This is a genomic window from Streptomyces sp. NBC_00386 (assembly GCF_036063235.1).
GTDB lineage: Bacteria > Actinomycetota > Actinomycetes > Streptomycetales > Streptomycetaceae > Streptomyces.
The window spans coordinates 1,995,414-2,015,720 of sequence record NZ_CP107950.1; the positions used below are offsets into that span (position 1 = coordinate 1,995,414).

At 70.3% G+C, this 20,307-nt stretch carries 16 protein-coding genes; 8 read left to right on the top strand and 8 right to left on the bottom strand.

The window, feature by feature from the left end:
* Positions 1-191 precede the first annotated feature (191 nt).
* Positions 192-887: a glycoside hydrolase family 75 protein gene (locus tag OG780_RS08730; protein WP_328446315.1), complete on the top strand. Its 696-nt coding sequence runs from the start codon at positions 192-194 to the stop codon at positions 885-887.
* 42 nt (positions 888-929) lie between these two features.
* Here the strand turns inward: OG780_RS08730 and OG780_RS08735 are convergent, their stop codons facing one another.
* The 4 genes from OG780_RS08735 to OG780_RS08750 form a co-directional block, all read right to left on the bottom strand.
* Complete coding sequence (locus OG780_RS08735) at positions 930-1,631, bottom strand: SDR family oxidoreductase (protein ID WP_328446317.1); 702 nt, start codon at positions 1,629-1,631, stop codon at positions 930-932.
* Between the two features lie 163 nt (positions 1,632-1,794).
* Positions 1,795-2,766 carry a methyltransferase gene (locus OG780_RS08740; protein WP_328446319.1) on the bottom strand — a complete coding sequence of 324 codons (972 nt, stop codon included), beginning with the start codon at positions 2,764-2,766 and terminating at the stop codon, positions 1,795-1,797.
* A gap of 247 nt (positions 2,767-3,013) precedes the next feature.
* The gene (locus tag OG780_RS08745; protein WP_328446322.1) at positions 3,014-4,720 is read right to left on the bottom strand and encodes a glycoside hydrolase family 6 protein; all 1,707 of its coding nucleotides are present in this window, start codon (positions 4,718-4,720) and stop codon (positions 3,014-3,016) included.
* Between the two features lie 11 nt (positions 4,721-4,731).
* Positions 4,732-6,210, bottom strand: a complete 1,479-nt coding sequence (locus OG780_RS08750; protein ID WP_328446324.1) for a cellulose binding domain-containing protein — start codon at positions 6,208-6,210, stop codon at positions 4,732-4,734.
* Between the two features lie 255 nt (positions 6,211-6,465).
* Between OG780_RS08750 and OG780_RS08755 the strand changes: the two genes are divergently transcribed.
* The 4 genes from OG780_RS08755 (at position 6,466) to OG780_RS08770 (ending at position 13,395) form a co-directional block, all read left to right on the top strand.
* A complete protein-coding gene (locus OG780_RS08755; protein WP_328446326.1) occupies positions 6,466-9,390 on the top strand; it encodes a glycoside hydrolase family 48 protein in 2,925 nt (974 codons plus the stop codon).
* A 140-nt stretch (positions 9,391-9,530) separates the two neighbouring features.
* Complete coding sequence (locus tag OG780_RS08760; protein WP_328446328.1) at positions 9,531-12,191, top strand: cellulose binding domain-containing protein; 2,661 nt, start codon at positions 9,531-9,533, stop codon at positions 12,189-12,191.
* Positions 12,192-12,371: 180 nt separating this feature from the next.
* Positions 12,372-12,911 (top strand): hypothetical protein, encoded by a 540-nt coding sequence (locus OG780_RS08765; protein WP_328446330.1) that lies wholly within the window; start codon positions 12,372-12,374, stop codon positions 12,909-12,911.
* Positions 12,912-13,176: 265 nt separating this feature from the next.
* Positions 13,177-13,395, top strand: coding sequence for a hypothetical protein (locus OG780_RS08770; protein WP_328446332.1), 219 nt, complete (start codon positions 13,177-13,179; stop codon positions 13,393-13,395).
* 618 nt (positions 13,396-14,013) lie between these two features.
* On the opposite strand, the gene OG780_RS08775 is transcribed toward OG780_RS08770, so the two are convergent.
* Both OG780_RS08775 and OG780_RS08780 read right to left on the bottom strand, forming a co-directional pair.
* Positions 14,014-15,891, bottom strand: coding sequence for a rhamnogalacturonan lyase (locus OG780_RS08775; protein WP_443062306.1), 1,878 nt, complete (start codon positions 15,889-15,891; stop codon positions 14,014-14,016).
* A gap of 82 nt (positions 15,892-15,973) precedes the next feature.
* Positions 15,974-16,918, bottom strand: a complete 945-nt coding sequence (locus OG780_RS08780; protein WP_328446336.1) for a helix-turn-helix transcriptional regulator — start codon at positions 16,916-16,918, stop codon at positions 15,974-15,976.
* Positions 16,919-17,165: 247 nt separating this feature from the next.
* Here OG780_RS08780 and OG780_RS08785 point away from each other — a divergent pair, with 247 nt between their 5' ends.
* Both OG780_RS08785 and OG780_RS08790 read left to right on the top strand, forming a co-directional pair.
* Entirely contained in the window at positions 17,166-17,600 is a 435-nt protein-coding gene (locus OG780_RS08785; RefSeq protein WP_328457993.1) for a hypothetical protein, read from the top strand.
* A 17-nt stretch (positions 17,601-17,617) separates the two neighbouring features.
* Entirely contained in the window at positions 17,618-18,091 is a 474-nt protein-coding gene (locus tag OG780_RS08790; RefSeq protein ID WP_328457995.1) for a hypothetical protein, read from the top strand.
* Between the two features lie 23 nt (positions 18,092-18,114).
* Here the strand turns inward: OG780_RS08790 and OG780_RS08795 are convergent, their stop codons facing one another.
* Both OG780_RS08795 and OG780_RS08800 read right to left on the bottom strand, forming a co-directional pair.
* Positions 18,115-18,831 carry a class I SAM-dependent methyltransferase gene (locus tag OG780_RS08795; protein ID WP_328446338.1) on the bottom strand — a complete coding sequence of 239 codons (717 nt, stop codon included), beginning with the start codon at positions 18,829-18,831 and terminating at the stop codon, positions 18,115-18,117.
* A gap of 5 nt (positions 18,832-18,836) precedes the next feature.
* Positions 18,837-19,142, bottom strand: a complete 306-nt coding sequence (locus OG780_RS08800; RefSeq protein WP_326784604.1) for a 4a-hydroxytetrahydrobiopterin dehydratase — start codon at positions 19,140-19,142, stop codon at positions 18,837-18,839.
* A 236-nt stretch (positions 19,143-19,378) separates the two neighbouring features.
* Between OG780_RS08800 and OG780_RS08805 the strand changes: the two genes are divergently transcribed.
* Complete coding sequence (locus OG780_RS08805) at positions 19,379-20,215, top strand: helix-turn-helix domain-containing protein (RefSeq protein WP_328446343.1); 837 nt, start codon at positions 19,379-19,381, stop codon at positions 20,213-20,215.
* Positions 20,216-20,307: the final 92 nt, after the last annotated feature.

Sequence of the window (20,307 nt, forward strand, 5' to 3'; positions counted from 1 at the left end):
CCGTTCCGGGGCCGACCGGCCCGACCGGCAGCACGCCGCCGGCCCGGATGCTCACCGCATCCGGGCCGGCGGCTTTTTCGTGCCCTTGGACCGGACCAATCCGGGGACAGGTATTGACGCGGTCATGCAAGCGGGGCCACTTTGTACGGCAACCCGGTAAGGAAAGTTTCCTAACAGAAGGGTCCCCCACAGTGCGCACTCGAACACTGACCCTGTCCGCGGCCGTCGGAGCGGCGCTGCTCGCCGTCGCCGCGCTCCCGGCCGGCGCCTCCGGCGCAGCCAACCCCCGCTCGGCGCAGGAGGGTTCGGTCAGCGCGGCCGCTCTCCTCGCCAAGGTGACGTCCTGCTCGCAGATATCGAGCGGCAAGTACAGGACCGACGAGGAGACTTCGGCCACCGTCCCCGTCTGTGGCAAGAACGGCGCCGTGTTCTGGAAGGCCGACATGGACATCGACTGCGACGGCCAGGTCACCGCCAAGTGCAACGGCTCCACCGACCCCTGGTTCCAGGACGACACGGCGTTCCACCAGTCCAACGGCCAGGCGCTGCGCGCCGACTCGCTGCCCTACGTCGTCGTGCCGAGCACCAGCAGCATCTGGAAGTACACGAGTTCGGGCATCAAGGGTGGCGGCGTGGTCGCCGTGATCTACAACGGCAAGGTCGAGTACGCGGTGGTCGGCGACACCGGTCCGACGCAGATCATCGGTGAGGCGTCGTACGCCACCGCGAGCGCGCTCGGTATCGACCCCGACCCGGAGACGGGCGGGACCGACTCGGGCGTGACGTACATCCTGTTCAAGAACTCGCAGGTGTCCCCCATCGAGAGCCACAGCGCGGCCGTGTCGCTCGGGGACTCGCTGGCCAGGCAGTTCCTGGCCAACAACTGAGGACCTGCCCGGTGGGACGCGCGGCGCCCCACCGGGCACGGCTCAGACGGGCTGGCCGATCGGGCGGACGACGACCGTGTTCACGTCGACGCCCGGCGGCTGCCCGACCGCCCAGACGATCGAGTCGGCGAGCTGGTCCGCCGTCAGGAGCTGCCCAGGCGGGAGGCTGCCGTAGCTGTCCCAGAACGGGGTCTCCACGCGGCCGGGCGAGACCAGCGTCACGCCCACGCCGTACTCGGTGACCTGGCGCCTGGTGTTCTCGGCGAGCCCGGTCACCGCCCACTTGGTCGCGCCGTAGATGTTGCCGGGCGTGTTCACATGCCCGGCGACACTGCCGATCAGGACGATGCGTCCGCGGGACTCCTTCAGCGCGTCGATGGACGCCCTGATGAGCAGCGCGGGCCCCAGGACATTGGTCAGCACCATCTCGGACCAGCCGGCGGGGTCGCCGTCCGCGACCGTGTCGTGGGTGGCGAACCCCGCGTTGGCGACGACGGTGTCGATCCGCCCGAACTCCTTGAGCGTCGCCTCGACCGCGGCCCTCACCTGGTCGTACTCCGCCGCGTGCCCGACGATCGTCAACAGCCCTTCCGGGCGGTCGAGTTCCTCGGCGAAGGCGTTCAGCCGCTCCTCTCCGCGACCGGTGACGGCCACCCGGTGCCCGGCGTCGAGCAGCCGGCGGGCGACCGCGGCTCCGATGCCGCTTCCGCCTCCGGTGATGAGCGCGACAGGCGAATCGGTCATGGCGTACCCCCAGGAGTGTCCGGCCCGGCGCGGGCCGACTGCGCTTCGGACTCCGGGAGTTCATCACTTGGAGCGCGCTCGATGTCAAGGTCCGCCGCCGCCCTCACGGCGGACGGCGGTCACCGGGACCGTGCCGGCCCGCCCCGACGGACACCGCCGAGGACTACTCCGGCTTGACCCCCACGTACACCGTCATCGCCGTCAGGATGAACACGTCCGAGCGGTGGTGCACGCTCGCCTTGTCGTCCGGGTCGAGGAGCCGGTCGAGCGCCGCGAGGTCCTCGGCGTCGAGCCCCTCGGCGAGACCCTCCCGCCTGCGGGTGAGAGCGGTGACGACGAAGGCGCGGGCCTCGTCCGAGACCGGGGCGGGAAGATCGAGCAGGAAGGTGCGGGTCGCCGTGTGGCGCAGCCCGACGGCGCTGAGCAGGGCGGGCCAGTCCTCCGTCTCCGCCACCGATCCGGGCAGCTCGGCCCGCATACGGGTGAACCACTCGTCGTGCACCGCGTCGATGCGGGCCTCCAGGCCGGGCCGGCCGATGCCGGTGTCGCGCGGGAGGAAACGCGTCGGCAGGCCGCCCTCCAGCAGGGCGAGGGTGCCGCCGGGGGCCAGGCTCCGGACGAAGCCGGTGAGGGCGGCCCGCTGGTCGCCGACATGGTGCAGCGACCTGCTGGCCCACAACAGGTCCGCGGGGTACTCCAGGTCACCGACGCCCTCGGAGAGTTCGGCCTCGATCGTGCTGAACCGGTCGGCGAAGCCGAGCCGCCCGGCACGGGCGCGGGCCTCCGTCAGCAGGGTCTCGGCGCCGTCCACGGCGACGACCCGCGCACCGGGGAACTTCTCGGCGAACAGGCCGGAGATGACTCCGGGGCCGCTGCCCGCGTCCACGATCAGCCGGGGGTCGGGCCGCTGCTCACGCAACCACTCGGCCGCCTGGCTGTACGCCGGGCTGAACAGCTCCGCCTCCTGCACCAGCATGGGCAGCATCTGGGAGAAGTCCATGTGGGTGTGGTCGTGGGAGCCGCCGTGCCCGTGGCTCTGCGCGGAGCCGTGGTGCGGGCCGTGATCGTGCGCCCCGCCCTGGTGGTGCGCGGGGCCGTGCCCGCTGCCGTGGTCGTGGTCGTGGTCCTGCGCCATGGGACAAGCCTCTCTCTCGGGATGAGGACAGCCTGCTCCGCCACTCCCGGAAACGGCCAGTCGTGTTGCTCTAACAGCAAAAAAGGGCGAGCGCCGCCGGAAGTCCGGAGGCGCGGCCACCGCCGCTTCCGGCGGTGCCCCATGCGCCAAAGCGGGCCGACGGGGACCGCTCGGCGGTGGGGTTCGCGGTCCGCCAGGGGCTGGGGAAGGGGAACTGGCCCCTGGCGGACCGCACGCGGTCAGCCGGTCACAGTGCCGGGTACGCGTTCTTCATGAGCTCCTGGAACTGCGCGGAGAACCAGTGCCCGGAGAGCGGGGCGTTCGGCAGCGCGCCGGAGAGGCTGTTCCCGTTGCGGGCGTTGCCCGTGTACGTCGGGTCGCACATCCGGTCGAAGCCCTTGCCCTCGTCGTTCGCGATCGCCGTGCTGGAGCCGTCGGACTCGCCCGGAGGCTTCATCCAGACATAGGCGTCGATGCCGGTCGCCGGTGCGGCCTGCGGCCGCTCGCCGAGGCCCGCGCCCGACTGGTTGCACCAGTTGCCGATGTGGATGCGGCGGTCGTAGCGCCCTCCGTCGACGTACGTGTCGACGCTGGTCGTCGCGCCGGGGCCGCTGGGCCGTGCGGTTCCGCCCCAGCCGTTCCTGGAGGTGTCGATCAGCATGCCGATGCCGGAGTTGAAGCCGACCGAGACGAGCTGGGTGCGGAAGGCCTGCGCGAAGGACAGCTCGTCGACATAGCGGTTCCAGTCCACCCACTTGGACTGGCGCACCGAGGTGCCGTTCACCGTGTCGTTGATGGTGAAGTTGTTCTCCTTGAGGGCGCTGTAGTTCGCCGTGTTGGTGATGAAGCCCGCCACGTCGTCGACCGTCGCGCCCTCGGCCGTCGCCGCCTGCTTGAAGATGGTGGCGGCGGGGGCGAAGTTGTCGTCCCAGCCGAGCCATCCGTGGTGGCCGGCGTCGAGGTAGTTGTAGACGTTCGGGATCGCGCCGAGCTTGGCGAGCGCGTAGCCGACGCCCTTCACGTAGTTGCCGTTGGCGAGCATCGTGTCGCACGCGGGCGTGGCGGTCGCGCGGCTGCCGGTGTTGGTGACGAGGTTCGGCAGCGAGTCGATCTCGATGGTCGTGACGATGCGCAGCGAGGCGTACTTGCTGTCGGAGAGGATCGCCGCGATCGGGTCGATGAACTGTGTCTTGTACTTGTCGATCTCCGTGGCGCCCAGTTCGCCGTTGGAGGCGAGAGCGGCGCAGTCACGTCCGGGAAGGTCGTAGACGACCAGTTGGACGACCTCTTCGCCGGTGCCCTTCTGGGCGAGCGCCGCGTCGAGGTGGGCGCGCAGGCCCATGCTGGTGGACGAGCCGTTGATCGCGGCGATGCGGTCGAGCCAGACGCCGGTGGGCTGGTTGGAGATCCGGCTGCCGCCGGTCTCGGCGGCGGCCTTCGCCGACCATTCCGGGTTCACGTACACCTTGGCGCCGGAGTACGGGTTGTCGACGCGGGTTCCGGTGCCGCCGCCTCCCCCGCCGCCTCCGCCGCCGCCTCCGTCATCGACGTTGCAGGTCACGCCGTCAAGCGTGAAGGTGGTGGGCAGGGCGTTGGTGCCGCTGTAGGAGCCGTTGAAGCCGAAGCTCACCGAACTCCCGCTCGCCAGTGTCCCGTTGTACGTCTCATTGGCCGCGGTCACGGCCGTCCCGCTCTGGGTGATCTTCGCGTTCCAGCCGGAAGTGACCTTCTGGTTCCCGGCGTACGACCACTTGACCGCCCAGGAGGACTTGGCGGCGCCGTTGTTGGTGACGGTGACGGCGGCGGTGAAGCCGGTGTCCCACTGGTTCTGCACCTTGTAGTCGACGGTGCAGGGGATGGCGGCGACGTCGGCGGGGACGGCCGCGGCGGCTCCGCCCGACCCCGCGGCGATCAGGGCGAGTGCCCCGAGAACGGCTGTTCTTGCACGGCTCATGTGCGGGTTCCTTATCCGTTGAGGGCGCGCAGGTGGTCGCGCAGCCCGATGCCGTAGGAGGTCGGAGTTCCGTCGTAGTTCGAGATCAGCGACGGACCCGAGGAACAGTCCCAGGTGTTCCAGGTCCAGCCGAGGTAGGAGAGCCCCCGGTCGTCGAACCACTTCATGACGGTGTCGACGAAGGAGTGGGAGCAGGTGTTCTCCCCGATCTCGCCTGCCACCAGGGGTACTTGGGCGGCGACCGGGGCGAGGGTCGAGTTCCAGCAGGTCTCGCTCGCGCAGGTGTTGAAGTTGTAGACGTGGTACGCGGCGACGAGATTGCCCGTGGGATCACTGGGTTTGTAGGTCAGCCACTGGCTCAGGTCGTTGGAGTACGCGAGACCGCCGGCCAGGATCAGGTTCTTGGCTCCGGTGCCGCGAACCGCGTCGACCAGGTCCTGCATTCCGGCGACCTCGTAGGAGATGCCGGGGCAGGTTCCGCCGTCACGCCAGCAGGTCCACGCCTGGGTGGTCGTGGAGGTCGCGCGGTCCGGGTAGGGCTCGTTGAACAGGTCGAACGCGACGGCCGGGTCGTCCTTGAAGGTGCTCGCGACCGAGGACCAGAAGGACGGGGTGTACTGCGCGTCGGGCATCGGTTTCTGGCAGGTGGCGTGCACGTCCGAGCAGCCCGCCGAGTTGCCGGTGTACTGACCGTACGTCCAGTGCAGTTCGACGAGCGGGGTCATGCCGTGCGCCTCGACCTTGGCCACCAGGTCCTTGACCGCGGCGATGTAGTTGGCGCCGGCGTACTCCGGTTTGATGTTGGACAGGCCGAGCCAGCACTCCTCGTTCAGCGGAATGCGGACCGTGTTGACCTTCCAGTCGGCGATCGCCTTGACGGAGGCGTCGTCGACGGGACCGTCGAAGAAGCCGTAGCCCTGGACGCACATGAACTCGCCGCCGGAGCGGTTGACGCCGAGCATCCTGCGGGTGGCTCCCGCGGAGTCGACCAGTTTGTTGCCCGAGACGTGCAGCTTCGGCGCCTCACCGCCGGCCGGCGGCGGGTCGGTCGGGGTCGGCGTGGGCGTCGGCTGGGCGTCCACGTTGCAGGTGGTGCCGTTGAGCTTGAAGGCCGTCGGCACCGCGTTGCTTCCCGACCAGGAGGCGAGGAACCCGGCGCTGACGCTCGCGCCGGTGGCCAGCGAGCCGTTCCAGCTCTCGTTGGACGCGGTCACCGTCGTACCGGACTGGGACCACTTGGCGTTCCAGCCCTGGGTGACCTTCTGACCGGCGGGAAAGTCGAAGCCGAGACTCCAACTGCTCAGCGCGGCCATGTTGTTGGTGATTTTCACGGCGCCCTGGAAGCCGGTGTCCCACTGGCCGGTGACCGAGTACTCCACCGTGCACGCGGGAGTTGCTCCCGAGGCCGTGACGACCGGCGCGACAGCCGTGCCCACGAGGGCGACGGCGGCGCCGATCACTAAGAGAGACAAACGCGGGGGGTGACGCATGAAGCGACTCCTTGCAGCTCTGGCGCGCCGTTACGGACGCGTCGACTGATGGAACCGCTCCCACTGGTGCGGATGAAGCTAGCGCCAAGTGCCCGCGTTGCCCAGAGGGGTTGCGCAGTTGATCTGTCGAATCATTTCGACTCTTCAAGCACCTTGACCCCTCACACCCCCATCTCCAATATGGGAGCGCTCCCACTGGTTCAAGGCTTGTTGCTCCTCCCCCCATTCTCCGAGCCGCAAGGAGGAACCAGCACCATGGATCCCAGCCCTCGATGGAGATGTCGTCGCAGCTCACGGCGACTGTGGACCGCTGTAGTGGCGGCTCTGGCCCTTCCGCTCGCGACTCTGGCAACCGGTACGACTCCCGCACACGCGGCCACGGTTCAGTGCAGCGTCGACTACAAGACCAACGACTGGGGCTCCGGCTTCACCGCAGATCTGACGATCACCAACCGGGGCACCGACGCCATCAACGGCTGGACCCTGACCTACGCCTACACGGGCAACCAGACCCTGACCAACGGCTGGAACGGCACCTGGTCCCAGTCCGGCAAGTCGGTCACCGTGAAGAACGCTTCCTGGAACGGGACGATCGGCGCCGGGACCGCCGTGACCACCGGCGCGCAGTTCACCTACAGCGGCACCAACACCGCCCCCGCGTCCTACGCCGTCAACGGCACCACCTGCGCCGGCGCACACCAGCCGCCGATCACCGTGCTGACCAGCCCCGCGGCGGGCGCCGTCTACACCCAGGGCGACGCCGTCCCGATGGCCGCGACCGCGGCGGCGGCCGACGGAGCGACCATCTCCAAGGTCGAGTTCTACGACGACACGACCCTGCTCGGCACCGACACCAGCTCGCCGTACACGCTGTCGGCGTCCGGGCTGGCCGTGGGCAGTCATTCCGTCCTCGCGAAGGCGTACGACAGCCTGGGCGCGTCGGCGGAGTCCGTACCGGCCGGCATCACGGTCGCCTCGGGACCGGCGATCGTCGCCTCGCCGACCCAACTCGGCGTCCAGCAGAGCAAGTCGGGAACGTTCACGGTCAAGCTCTCGACCCAGCCGAGCGCCAACGTGACGGTGGCGGTGGCCCGCACGGACGGGAACACCGGGCTGTCCGTCACCGGCGGTTCGAGTCTGACGTTCACCCCGTCCAACTGGAACACCGCCCAGACGGTGACGATCACCGCCGACGCCTCGGGCACCGGGTCCGCGACCTTCACGGCCTCGGCGACCGGTCAGGCCAAGGCCACGGTCACCGTGACGGAACTGGCCGCGTCGAAGGCGTACGACGCGCGCTTCCTGGACCTCTACGGCAAGATCACCAACCCGGCGAACGGCTACTTCTCCCCCGAGGGCATCCCGTACCACTCGGTGGAGACACTGATCGTCGAGGCGCCGGACCAGGGACACGAGACGACGTCGGAGGCGTACAGCTATCTGATCTGGCTCCAGGCCATGTACGGGAAGGTCACCGGCGACTGGTCGAAGTTCAACGCCGCGTGGACGACCATGGAGACGTACATGATCCCCACGCATGCCGACCAGCCGACGAACTCCTTCTACAACGCCTCCAAGCCGGCCACCTACGCGCCCGAGCTGGACACTCCGAACGAGTACCCGGCCAAGCTCGACACCGGTGTCTCGGTCGGTCCGGACCCGATCGCCTCCGAGCTGAAGAGCGCGTACGGCACGGACGACGTGTACGGCATGCACTGGCTCCAGGACGTGGACAACACCTACGGCTACGGCAACGAGCCCGGCAAGTGCGAGGCCGGTCCGACCGCCACGGGTCCGTCGTACATCAACACCTTCCAGCGCGGCGCGCAGGAGTCGGTGTGGGAGACGGTGCCGCAGCCGACCTGTGACGCCTTCAAGTACGGCGGGAAGAACGGCTACCTGGACCTCTTCACCGGGGACTCCTCGTACGCGAAGCAGTGGAAGTACACGGACGCCCCGGACGCAGACGCGCGCGCGGTGCAGGCCGCGTACTGGGCCGACGTGTGGGCCAAGGCCCAGGGCAAGAGCGCCGATGTGTCGGCGACCGTCGGCAAGGCCGCGAAGATGGGCGACTATCTGCGCTACGCCATGTACGACAAGTACTTCAAGAAAATAGGCAATTGCGTCGGCCCGTCGACCTGCGCCGCGGGTACCGGCAAGGACGCCTCGCACTACCTGCTCTCCTGGTACTACGCCTGGGGCGGCGCGAACGACACCTCGGCGGGCTGGGCCTGGCGCATCGGCTCCAGCCACACCCACGGCGGCTACCAGAACCCGCTGGCCGCCTACGCGCTCAGCAGCAACGCCGACCTGAAGCCCAAGTCGGCGACCGGCGCCTCGGACTGGGCCACCTCGCTGACCCGGCAACTGGAGTTCTACCGCTGGCTCCAGTCGAGCGAGGGCGCCATCGCGGGCGGCGCGACCAACAGCTGGGCCGGCCGCTACGCGACGCCCCCCACCGGGACGCCGACCTTCTACGGCATGTACTACGACCAGCAGCCGGTGTACCACGACCCGCCGTCCAACCAGTGGTTCGGCTTCCAGGCGTGGTCCATGGAGCGGGTCGCCGAGTACTACCAGCAGACGGGGAACGCGAGCGCCAAGGCGGTCCTCGACAAGTGGGTCACGTGGGCGCTGTCCAAGACCACGATCAACCCGGACGGCACCTACCAGATCCCCTCCACCCTCCAGTGGTCCGGCGCACCGGACACCTGGAACGCGTCGAGTCCCGGCGCCAACAGCGGACTTCACGTCACCGTCGCCGACTACACGAACGATGTCGGGGTGGCCGCCGCGTACGCCAAGACCCTGTCGTACTACGCCGCCAAGTCCGGCAACACCCAGGCGAAGACGACGGCCAAGGCGCTCCTGGACGGCATGTGGAACAACTACCAGGACGGGCTGGGCATCGCCGTCCCGGAGACCCGCGCCGACTACAACCGCTTCGGCGACAGCGTGTACGTGCCGAGCACCTTCACCGGCACGATGCCGAACGGCGACGCGGTCAACTCCTCCTCGACCTTCGCCTCGCTGCGGTCCTTCTACAAGAACGACCCGGCCTGGTCGAAGATCCAGAGCTATCTGGCGGGCGGCGCCGCGCCCTCCTTCACGTACCACCGGTTCTGGGCGCAGGCGGACATCGCCCTCGCCATGGGCTCGTACGCGGAGCTTCTCGAATAGTCCCCGCTGTGGCTCCGGGTACGCGGTCCTGTCCCTGACGGCAGGGCCACCGGCCGGGCGGTCCCTCACCGCACTGAGGGCCGCCCGGCCATCCATCTGTCCCTTCCCCACTCCTCCTGCGCACCGGAGAGGACTCCCCCGTGCGAAGAACACGCATCCTCACGGCCGTACTCGCCCTCGCCGCCGGGCTCTTGGCCGGCACCCCGCCCGCACTGGCCGCGAGCACCCCCACGACGACGGTCGCGGCCGACACGTACACCTGGAAGAACGCCCGTATCGACGGCGGCGGCTTCGTCCCCGGCATCGTCTTCAACCGCTCCGAGAAGAACCTCGCCTACGCCCGTACGGACATCGGCGGCGCCTACCGGTGGGCGCAGGCGACGAAGAGCTGGACGCCGCTGCTCGACTCGGTCGGCTGGAACGAGTGGGGCCACTCGGGAGTCGTCAGCCTCGCCTCCGACTCCGTCGCCCCGGACAAGGTGTACGCGGCGGTCGGCACGTACACCAACAGCTGGGACCCGACCAACGGGGCCGTGCTGCGTTCCGCCGACCGGGGCGCGAGCTGGCAGAAGACCGACCTGCCCTTCAAGCTGGGCGGCAACATGCCCGGACGTGGCATGGGTGAGCGGCTCGCCGTCGACCCCCGCAAGAACAGCGTGCTGTATCTCGGCGCGCCCAGCGGCAAGGGGCTGTGGCGGTCCACGGACTCCGGAGTGACCTGGTCACAGGTCACCGGCTTCCCCAACCCCGGCAACTACGTCCAGGACGCGACGGACACCAGCGGCTACGCCTCCGACAACCAGGGGATCGTCTGGGTCACCTTCGACGAGTCGACCGGCACCTCGGGCAGCGCCACGCAGACGATCTACGTGGGGGTCGCCGACAAGGACAACGCGGTCTACCGCTCGACGGACGGCGGTGCGACCTGGTCCAGGCTCGCCGGCCAGCCGACCGGTTACCTCGCCCACAAGGGGGTCCTCGACGCGGCGAACGGCTATCTCTATCTCGCCTACAGCGACAAGGGCGGCCCGTACGACGGCGGCAAGGGCCAGTTGTGGCGGTACGCGACCAAGACCGGGACCTGGACGGACATCAGCCCGGTGGCGGAGGCCGACACCTACTACGGCTTCAGCGGGCTGAGTGTCGACCGGCAGCACCCGGGCACCGTGATGGCTACGGCGTACAGCTCCTGGTGGCCGGACACCCAGATCTTCCGGTCCACGGACAGCGGCGGGACGTGGACCAAGGCGTGGGACTACACGTCGTACCCGAACCGCTCGAACCGCTACACGACGGACGTCTCGTCCGTGCCCTGGCTGACCTTCGGCGCGAACCCCTCGCCGCCCGAACAGACGCCCAAACTCGGCTGGATGACCGAGGGGCTGGAGATCGACCCGTTCGACTCCGCCCGGATGATGTACGGAACCGGCGCCACGATCTACGGCACCGAGAACCTCACCAACTGGGACACCGGAAGCCAGTTCACCGTCAAGCCCATGGTCCAGGGGCTGGAGGAGACGGCCGTCAACGACCTCGCCTCTCCCCCGTCGGGCGCTCCGCTGCTCAGCGCGCTCGGTGACATCGGCGGCTTCCGGCACACGGATCTCACCAAGGTCCCGTCGATGATGTACACCTCGCCGAACCTCACCACCACGACCAGCCTCGACTACGCCGAGGCCGGCCCGAACACCGTGGTGCGCGTCGGCAACCTCGACTCCGGGCCGCACATCGGCTTCTCGACGGACAACGGCGCCAACTGGTTCGCGGGCAGCGACCCTTCGGGCGTCACCGGCGGCGGAACGGTCGCCTCGGCCTCCGACGGCAGCCGCTTCGTGTGGAGTCCGGCGGGCACCGGGGTGCAGTACACCACCGGGTTCGGTACGTCGTGGTCCGCGTCGAGCGGTATCCCCGCGGGCGCTGTCGTCGAGTCGGACCGGGTCGACCCGAAGACCTTCTACGGCTTCAAGTCCGGCAAGTTCTACGTCAGTTCGGACGGCGGCGCGACCTTCACGGCGTCTTCGGCCGCCAATCTGCCCAGCGGGGACAGCGTGCGTTTCAAAGCGCTGCCCGGCGCCAAGGGCGATGTGTGGCTGGCGGGCGGCGCGAGCGACGGGGCGTACGGGCTGTGGCACTCGACGGACGGCGGCGCGACCTTCACCAGACTGTCAGGCGTCGACCAGGCCGACACGATCGGCTTCGGCAAGGCGGCGACGGGGGCCTCGTACCAGACGCTCTACACCAGCGCGAAGATCGGGGGCGTACGCGGGATCTTCCGCTCCACGGACAAGGGAGCGAGCTGGACGCGCATCAACGACGACGCCCACCAGTGGGGTTGGACCGGCGCGGCCATCACCGGGGACCCGCGGGTCTACGGACGCGTGTACGTCGCGACGAACGGGCGCGGGATCGTCTACGGCGACACCTCGGACGCCGGGGGTGGTGACGGGGGCGGCGGTACGGACCCGACACCCCCGTCGACGGGGGCCTGCACGGTGACGTACAGGATCACCAACCAGTGGCAGGGCGGCTTCCAGGCCGACGTGTCCCTCACCAACACCGGCTCCACCGCCTGGAGCGGCTGGAACCTGGGCTGGTCCTTCTCCGACGGCCAGAAGATCACGCAGCTGTGGAACGCCGACTACACCCAGTCGGGCGTGGCGGTGACGGCGAAGAACGTGGGCTGGAACGCGAACGTGGCACCGGGTTCGACGGTCGCCTTCGGCTTCACGGGGAGTTGGACGGGGGCGAACACGAAACCGGCAGTCTTCAAGCTGGGGGATCAGGCCTGTGCGGTGAGTTGAGCCCTTGGTCTGCCTCCGTCGGGGGTACCCGTCCGCCGGTCCCACCCGGCCGGACGGGTACCCCCGAGCGGCCCGTACTCCCGCGATGATCACAACTGCGTCACCTCCTTCACGTATGCATCACTCTTTCTTCACATCCCCCGATATCGTCACCCCACCACGAACCATCCCTGGGGGACCATGTCGCACAACAAGCCGCCGCACGAGTACGAGCGGCCGCCCGTGGCAGTCGGATCGGCGCCGGAGCCGGCGAGAGCCCGCAGGTCACGAAAGCGCCGTCTGCTGCCGGTGATCGCCGTCGCGGTCCTCCTCGGCGTCGGCGCCTGCGGCAATGACGGTGGCGACGACAAGAGCGGCACCACGAAGGTCGCGGCCGCCAAGGTGCGGCCCACCGTCACCGCGACGGTGACGGCGACCGCGACGGTGACCGCGGAGCCGGAACCGGCTCCGACCGTGACCGCGACGAAGACGGTCAAGGTGAAGGTCACCGTCACCGCGCGCGCCGCCTCGGGCAGCGGCTCCGGCGGCAGCGGAAGCAGCGGAAGCAGCGGCGGCGGAACCGGCGTCAGCACCTGCTCGATCAAGTCGAACGCCGGCAACTGCTATTCGGCGGGCCAGTACTGCCGCAACGGCGACCACGGCGCCGGCACGACCACCGCGAGCGGCACCAGGATCACCTGCGCGTACCGCTCCGGCGGATGGCGCTGGACCTACAGCTGACAGCCGCTCGACCGGACCGTGCGAAGCACCGGAGCCCGGACAGCAGCCGGCCCCGCACCGGGCATCACTCCGGGCGGGGCCTCAGCAGCATCCCCGACTTGCTCGGAACGGATGCCTGTGCGACCAGCGTAACCGGCGGCACCGACAAACAGCCCGGCACGCCTGTCGGGCCGCCCGAACGCCGGCGCCCGCCGGGCACCGTCGGCCAACCGGCGTCAGCCACAAGCGCAAGCATCACTCCTAGCAGTAGAGGACACGGAGCCCCATGACGCATCAACAGGTTCTCGCACGGTCCGTTCGCACACTCGGTGGCACCTGGGACGCCCAGCGGGCGGTCACCGCGCTCCGGGACGCCGGGGTCGGCGACGGGGACCGGATCCAGCAGGAGAAGCGGGCCCGGCAGGCACTCCGCGACCTCGCTACGGCCGGCCTCCTCGTGAAGACCGACCCGGACAGCGCCACGTACCGCCTCGCCGATCGGTAGACACCCGGCACCAGGGCCCCGCCCTGACGGCCGCGGGGCCGGCTCCGTCGTGCGCGAGACGGCGCGACGGACGGCCCGGGCGGGTCGAGGGCAGCCGCGAAACCTCCCGTGGGGAGCCGGGAGGAGCGGCGGGCCGGTCGGAACCGCGGTTCAGGCAGGACCCGTGCGGAGGCCGACGCCCGGGAGCTGTGGAACCCGCACGCCCAACGATGCACCACAATCGGCCACCCGGATAGACCATGGCCGGAAGTTGCTGCCGACCCGTCGCGAGCACGAGGGCCATCGGCGGCGACCGGACACGCGGCCCAGCTCGAGGCGGGCCGAAGGCAGGGCTCAGGGCGGGCCGAAGGCAGGGCTCAAGCCTGGTCGCGAAGCCGGACACTGGGCCGAGCACCGGGTTACAGGGGCGCCGCGCGCGGTACCGGAGACCGGCCCGCGTCACAGTCGGGCCGGGCTCCGGCACATACGAGCCTACAAGGCGCCGCCCCCGACAGCGGGCCCGCGCCAGCCGCGGTGGACCCGGCAGGCCCGGACCCCCGGCGGATACAGGTCGCGGCGGCTCCCCGACGGGTTCGGAGAGCCGCCGTGGCCTGTGCTCGGCGACAGGGACTCAGCGGCTCACGGCGTGTACACCGACGGTCGCGGGGCCGTCGCCATGCCGTTGCCGAGGAAGAAGCTCGGGTGCGGGGGCTGGTTGTACGCGGTGTTCTGCCAGGCCAGGGCTGTGCGGTACTGGGTGTCGTGGAGCAGGGTGGTGATCTTCGTGGTGGTCTCGTAGGGGGTGGAGTAGATCCTCAGGGCCGTGTTGTCCGTCGTGGGCCAGACGACTTCCTCGCGCCAGTCGCCGAGAATGTCGCCGGACAGGGACGGTGTCGCCTTGGTGCCGTTGTCGGAATGGACACCCGAGCCGGTCAGCAGGCGGGTGTCGGCGGACGTGCCGTACTTGTCGATGTGGGTGTCGTCGAGGAGTTCGCGGACGGTGTCCCCGTCCCACCAGGACAGGAAGTTGATGCTGCCCGGCTTGCGGGTGGCCACCACCGTGCCCTGCGGACCCCGGACCCCGTCGGCGCGGGAGGACCAGGACTCGGCCCCCGCGCTGCCCGCCCAGACATCCCCGGACACGCCCCGGCCGTTGTCGCCGTTGGCGGCCGTCGACCAGAGGATCGCGCCGGTCCTCGCGTCCGCCATCCACGAGGACGGCTTGGTGGAGTCCTCGTCGACCTTGAACTCCTCCAGACCGGCCCGGGAGGGGTCGAGATCACCGACGTGCAGGGCGTCGCCGTGGCCGTTCCCGGTGGTCCACAGTCCGGCGCCGTTGTCGTCGACGGCCATCGAGCCGTACACGATCTCGTCCTTGCCGTCGCCGTCGACATCGGCCACGGACAGCTGGTGGTTGCCCTGCCCGTCGTACCCCTTGCCGCTGTTGGTCGAGGAGTTGGTGTCGAAGGTCCACCGCCGGGCGAACGCACCGCCCCGCCAGTCCCAGGCCGCGACGACCGTACGCGTGTAGTAGCCGCGCGCCATGATCAGGGAGGGCCGGGAACCGTCCAAGTAGGCGGTGCCCGCCAGGAATCGGTCGACGCGGTTGCCGTAGGAGTCGCCCCAGGAGGAGACCGTGCCGCGCGCCGGGACATAGTCGACGGTGCCCATGGCCGCCCCGGTCTGACCGTTGAACATGGTCAGGTACTCGGGCCCGGAGAGGACGTATCCGCTGGAGTTGCGGTAGTCGGCGGAGGAACTGCCGATCACCGTGCCCCGGCCGTCCGTCGTGCCGTCCGCGGTCTTCATGGCCACCTCGGCCTTGCCGTCACCGTCGTAGTCGTACACCTGGAACTGTGTGTAGTGGGCGCCGGAGCGGATGTTCCGGCCCAGGTCGACGCGCCACAGGCGGGTGCCGTCGAGCTTGACTCCGTCGACGATCGTGTTGCCGGTGTAGCCGGACTGGGAGTTGTCCTTGGCGTTCGTCGGCTGCCACTTGAGGACGAGGTCGAGCGCGCCGTCGCCGTCGAGGTCGCCGACGGAGACGTCGTTGGCCTCGTAGGTGTACGCGACACCGTCGGGGGTGGTGCCGCCCGCGGGCGGGGTGATGGGAACGTCCTTGTAGCCCGCCCGGAACTGGACGGCGTGGACGGAGTCCGCCTGCTCCACGCCGTTCACGATCGCGCGGACCGTGTAGTCGGCCTGCGCGGGCGCGCCCGAGTGGAAGTAGTTCGTGGAGCCGCTGACCGGGGTGGAGTTGACCAGGGTCCCGGCACGGTAGACGTTGAACGACACGTCGTTCGGGTCGGTGCCGAGCCAGCGCCAGGTGACCAGGTTGCCGCTGTCGGTGTGGACGCTGACGACGCCCCGGTCGAGGGCTTCGACCTGTCGCGCCGTGGCCGCCCGGGCCGGAGCGGCGCCGAGGCCGGTGAGTCCGGCGGTGATGAGGGCCGCGGCCGCCAGGGCCGAGCCGATCGCACGTCTGCGGTGCTGCCGTTGCGGGTGCTGCACGGTGATTACCTCCTGGGAGGACAGACTGCTTCTGTCCTCCCAGTCGCCGCTGCGCGCAGGGGAGTTGCCGCCTCGCAGCAAGCGCTCTCTACGCGTATCTGCGGGCCAGCTCCGCGACCGTCTCGGCGATGCGGGCGCGCAGCTCGGGCGGCTCCAGGACCTCGACGGCCGTGCCGAGCCGCAGGAAGTCGTCGTGGGCCTGCTCCAGGGACTCGACGGGGACGGTGGCACACGTCCAACCCTGATTGTTCGTAAGCCCGTTGACCGCCATCGCCCGGCCGGCGAGACCGCTCAGGCCGGTTCCGGGCGCGATCCGCACGACCACCTCCGCCTGGTGCAGCCGCTCGTGGAAGTCCCGTTGGTACGCGGTCCAGTACTCGGCCAGATCGAATCCCTCGGGCCGGGTGAACTCCGCTTCCGAGGCGTGCAGTTCGAGGATCTGGTCCACCCGGTAGGTGCGTGGTCCCGGGCCCGCGACGACGTACCAGCGACCCGCCTTCAGGACGAGACCGTACGGTTCCAGGCGGCGGTCCACGTCGGTGGGTTCGCGCCAGCGGCGGTAGCGGATGTCGAGGACCCGGCCGTTCCAGACGGCGTCGGCGACCGCGGTGAGGTACGGGGTCTCGTCGGCGTCCGCGTACCAGCCCGGCGCGTCCAGGTGGAAGCGGCCGCTCACCCGGTCCGCGTGCTCGCGCAGTTCGTGCGGGAGGGCGGCACGCACCTTGAGCTGGGCCGCGGCGAGCACCGCGCCGAGTCCGAGTTCGGCTGCGGGCCCGGGTATCCCGGCCAGGAACAGGGCCTCGGCCTCCTCGGTGGTGAGGCCGGTGAGGCGGGTGCGGTAGCCGTCGAGGAGGCGGTAGCCGCCTTCGTGCCCCGCGTCGCCGTAGAGCGGGACGCCCGCCGCGCTCAGTGCCTCGACGTCCCGGTACACCGTCCGGACCGACACCTCCAGTTCCGCGGCGAGCTGGGCGGCGGTGAGTCTGCCCCGGGTCTGGAGCAGCAGCAGGATCGAGATGAGACGGCTGGACTTCACTGACACATGGTGTCAGTGAAGCGGGCCTAGCGTCCCTGCCATGGCTTCAGCTTCCTCCACGCCGTCCACCGCTCCAGCGGTGGTGCCGGCCTCAGTGCCCTCCGGGGCATCCGATGCGTCCGTGTCTTCCGGCGGTTCCGGTGATTCCGGGAGTTCGGGGAGTTCCGGGGCTTCCGCAAGCTCGGACGCGTCCCCGGCCCGTGCGGCCTTCAGGGAAAAGTTCCTGACCGTCCCGCCGCCCATCGAGATGGCGGGACGGCGGATCAAGCGGTACCACGTGACCGCGGACCCCGCCGGTATCGAACCGGAGGTCGAAAGGGCCGCCTACGCGATCCTGCCGCGGCTGCTTCCCGAGCCGGACGGCACACCGCCCGCCACGTTCGTCGTCCTGCACCGGGGCGCCGACGACGGCGCCTATCTCAACGCGTACAGCTGGGTGTGGGACAACGTCCTGCACTTCCGGGGCGCCGCCGCGGGCCAGCAGGTGCTGGGCTGCCCCGACCGCGACCCGGCGCACTTCGTCACCACGGACCTCCCCTGGATCGGCTGCGTCTGGGAGCTGCCGCCGGTCCTGCACGAGCGGGACGCCTGGGTGCGGCATCTGCTCGCCTCCGAAGTACCCGACCTGGCCGCCTACTTGGCCGACTCCCTGCCCGAAGGAACCACAGGAGACCGCGCATGAACGACGTCCGGGACAACGTGTCGGCCCTGAACGACTTCGACTTCCTCCACGGCGACTGGGACGTCGTCAACCGCCGTCGTACGGACTTTCTCGACCCGGAGAGCGACTGGGAGGAGTTCTCCGCGGTCAGCCGCTGCTGGAACCTGTTCCGCGGCGCCGCGAACATCGACGAGATCGACGTGCCGAGCCAGGGATGGACGGGCCTGACGCTGCGGCTCTTCGACGTGGAGACCGAGCGGTGGTCGCTGAACTGGTCGTCCAGCCGCAGCGGCCGGCTGTTCCCGCCTGTGCTCGGGCGGTTCGGACCGGACGGACGCGGCGAGTTCCACGGCGACGACACCCATGAAGGGAAGGACGTGCGGGTGCGGTACGTGTGGTCGGGGATCTCGGAGACGACGGCTCGCTGGGAACAGGCCTTCTCGGTGGACGGGGAGCACACCTGGCTGACGAACTGGACCATGGACTTCACCCGGAGGGAAACCCGCCTCTGACCCCGGGCCCGGTCCGCACGCGTTCAGTTCCTGCGGAAGGCCCGCAGGGTGAAGTCCGGTTCGCGGCGCGGGACATCGGGCCCCGGCAAGGTCTCGACGCGCTCGGCCAGTCGAGGTCCGCCGGCCGCGTAGAGCCGGCCGCTGCGGATGTACCGGGCCACACGCCGGGGGGTCCGGCCCTGGCCGTGGCCGCGGAAGAGGGCCGTGCCGCTCGGCACCAGGCCGTGCTCGGCGGCGTACGCCGTGACGCGTCCGGTCCCGTCCTCGGCGTGCCCGGCGGGACAGAGCGCGGTCAACGCGTCGATGTCGCTGCCGACATGGTGGGCCGCCGCCTTGTCGACGGTGGTCACGAACACACCGCCGGGGCGCAGGACGCGCGCGGCCTCGGCGATGACGGGGCCCGCGTCGTCCAGCAGATGGAGCAGCCAGACGGCGCACACCGCGTCGAACGAGCCTTCCGGGAAGGGGAGTCGGCGGCCGTCTGCGCGGACGACGGCTCCGGGGAGGCGCTCCGCCGCCCGGCGCGCCATGCCGTGGGCCGCGTCCGCCCCCGTCACCCGGAGCCCCGGCCGCCCGGCGGCGAGCCCGCTCGTCACGATGCCGGTGCCGCAGGCCACGTCGAGCAGGCCCCGGGCATGGTCGGGGACCAGGGCGAGCACGGCGGCCGCGGCAGCGGCGGCCCGCGGTTCGCCGCCGCGCGTCGCGTCGTAGCGGTCCGCTTCCTTGTCGTAGTCCAGCACGGAGGTCAGCTCGCCCCGTGTCCCGGCGCGAGTTCCTCCACCCTGCGGGCGAGATCGAAGTCGAGCACGGTGACGGCGCCGCCGACGCTGTGCGTGTTCACGGTGAGGGCGATCGTGTTGTAGCCGAGGGTGAGGTCGGAGTGGTGGCCGAGCTCCTCCTGCACCTGGGCGATGTGCACGACCATCGCGGTCGCCGCGAAGTGTGTGCCGAGCCGGTAGGTACGGGCGAGCCGGTCGCCGTCCAGCGACCAGCCGGGCAGCTCCACCAGCCGCTCCTCGATCTCCTTGGGCTCCAGCGGTTCGACGGCCATGGACGTGATCCCTTCGTACGGCGGGTGAGACGTGCGGGGCGGTGGGTCCGGGGTGGCGCAGGGGGGCGGACCGGCCCCGAAGCGCAGCGGAGGGGCCCTTCGCCCAGCGTGCCACAGCCGTCACCCCTCGGCAGGGCACACGGGGCGCGGCGGCTCGCCGCGACGGCCGGACGGGTGCCGGCCGGTCACCGCCCCGGGCGATCCTTCACGTGCCGCTCCTCGGCTACCGTCCTCATATGAGCCCTGTCCCGTCCGGTTCCGCCGCCGTCCCCCGTACCTCGACCGACGGCGGTGCCGGGCCGCTGCTGCGCGGCTGGCGGGAACAGCGCCGGGTGAGCCAACTGGAGCTGGCCCTGCGGGCGGGGTCCTCGGCCCGGCACATCAGTTTCATCGAGACGGGCCGTTCCCGCCCCAGCGAGGAGATGGTGCTGCGGCTCGCCGAGCACCTCGATGTGCCGGTGCGCGAGCGCAACGCGCTGCTGCTCGCGGCGGGTTACGCGCCGCGCTACGCGGAGACCCCGATCGACGACCCGTCGATGGACGCGCTGCGCGAGGGCATGGAGCGGCTGATCCAGGGCTACGAGCCGTATCCGGCGCTGGTGGTCGACGCGAGGTACGACGTTCTGGCCGCGAACCGCGGGGTCGCGCTGCTGCTGGACGGTGTCACGGACCGGCTCCTCGTGCCGCCGCTGAACGCGATGCGGCTGACCCTGCATCCGGAGGGCCTGGCGCCGCGCATCCGCAATCTGCGCACCTGGCGGGATCATCTGCTGGCCCAGATGGACCGGCAGATCGCGCTGCGCCGTTCGGAGCCGCTGCGCGCGCTGTACGAGGAGGTGGCGGCGTATCCGGTCCCGGACCGGGACGCGGAGGTGGACGACGAGCCGCTCGGTCCCGCGCCCCACTTCGCGCTCCCGATGCGGATCGAGCACGAGGGGCGGGTGCTGTCGTTCATCTCGTCCATCTCGACGTTCAACACCCCGATGGACGTGACGGTCGCGGAGCTGGCCATCGAGACGTTCCTCCCGGCGGACCCCGCGACGGGCAAGTACCTTCACGCGCTGCACGCGTGATGATCTGTCACCGCAGACGGAAGAGGCGTCGGTGACGGTGGTGCGGCATGGGTGACATGATGCCTACGGTGCGTCAGATCGTGCTGGCTGTC

Coding starts and splice junctions, on each gene's coding strand:
- OG780_RS08755 (WP_328446326.1), top strand. CDS start 6,466: ATGGATCCCAGCCCTCGATGGAGATGTCGTCGCAGCTCACGGCGACTG.
- OG780_RS08785 (WP_328457993.1), top strand. CDS start 17,166: ATGGCGGGACGGCGGATCAAGCGGTACCACGTGACCGCGGACCCCGCC.
- OG780_RS08740 (WP_328446319.1), bottom strand. CDS start 2,766: ATGGCGCAGGACCACGACCACGACCACGGCAGCGGGCACGGCCCCGCG.
- OG780_RS08770 (WP_328446332.1), top strand. CDS start 13,177: ATGACGCATCAACAGGTTCTCGCACGGTCCGTTCGCACACTCGGTGGC.
- OG780_RS08765 (WP_328446330.1), top strand. CDS start 12,372: ATGTCGCACAACAAGCCGCCGCACGAGTACGAGCGGCCGCCCGTGGCA.
- OG780_RS08745 (WP_328446322.1), bottom strand. CDS start 4,720: ATGAGCCGTGCAAGAACAGCCGTTCTCGGGGCACTCGCCCTGATCGCC.
- OG780_RS08805 (WP_328446343.1), top strand. CDS start 19,379: ATGAGCCCTGTCCCGTCCGGTTCCGCCGCCGTCCCCCGTACCTCGACC.
- OG780_RS08750 (WP_328446324.1), bottom strand. CDS start 6,210: ATGCGTCACCCCCCGCGTTTGTCTCTCTTAGTGATCGGCGCCGCCGTC.
- OG780_RS08735 (WP_328446317.1), bottom strand. CDS start 1,631: ATGACCGATTCGCCTGTCGCGCTCATCACCGGAGGCGGAAGCGGCATC.
- OG780_RS08800 (WP_326784604.1), bottom strand. CDS start 19,142: ATGGCCGTCGAACCGCTGGAGCCCAAGGAGATCGAGGAGCGGCTGGTG.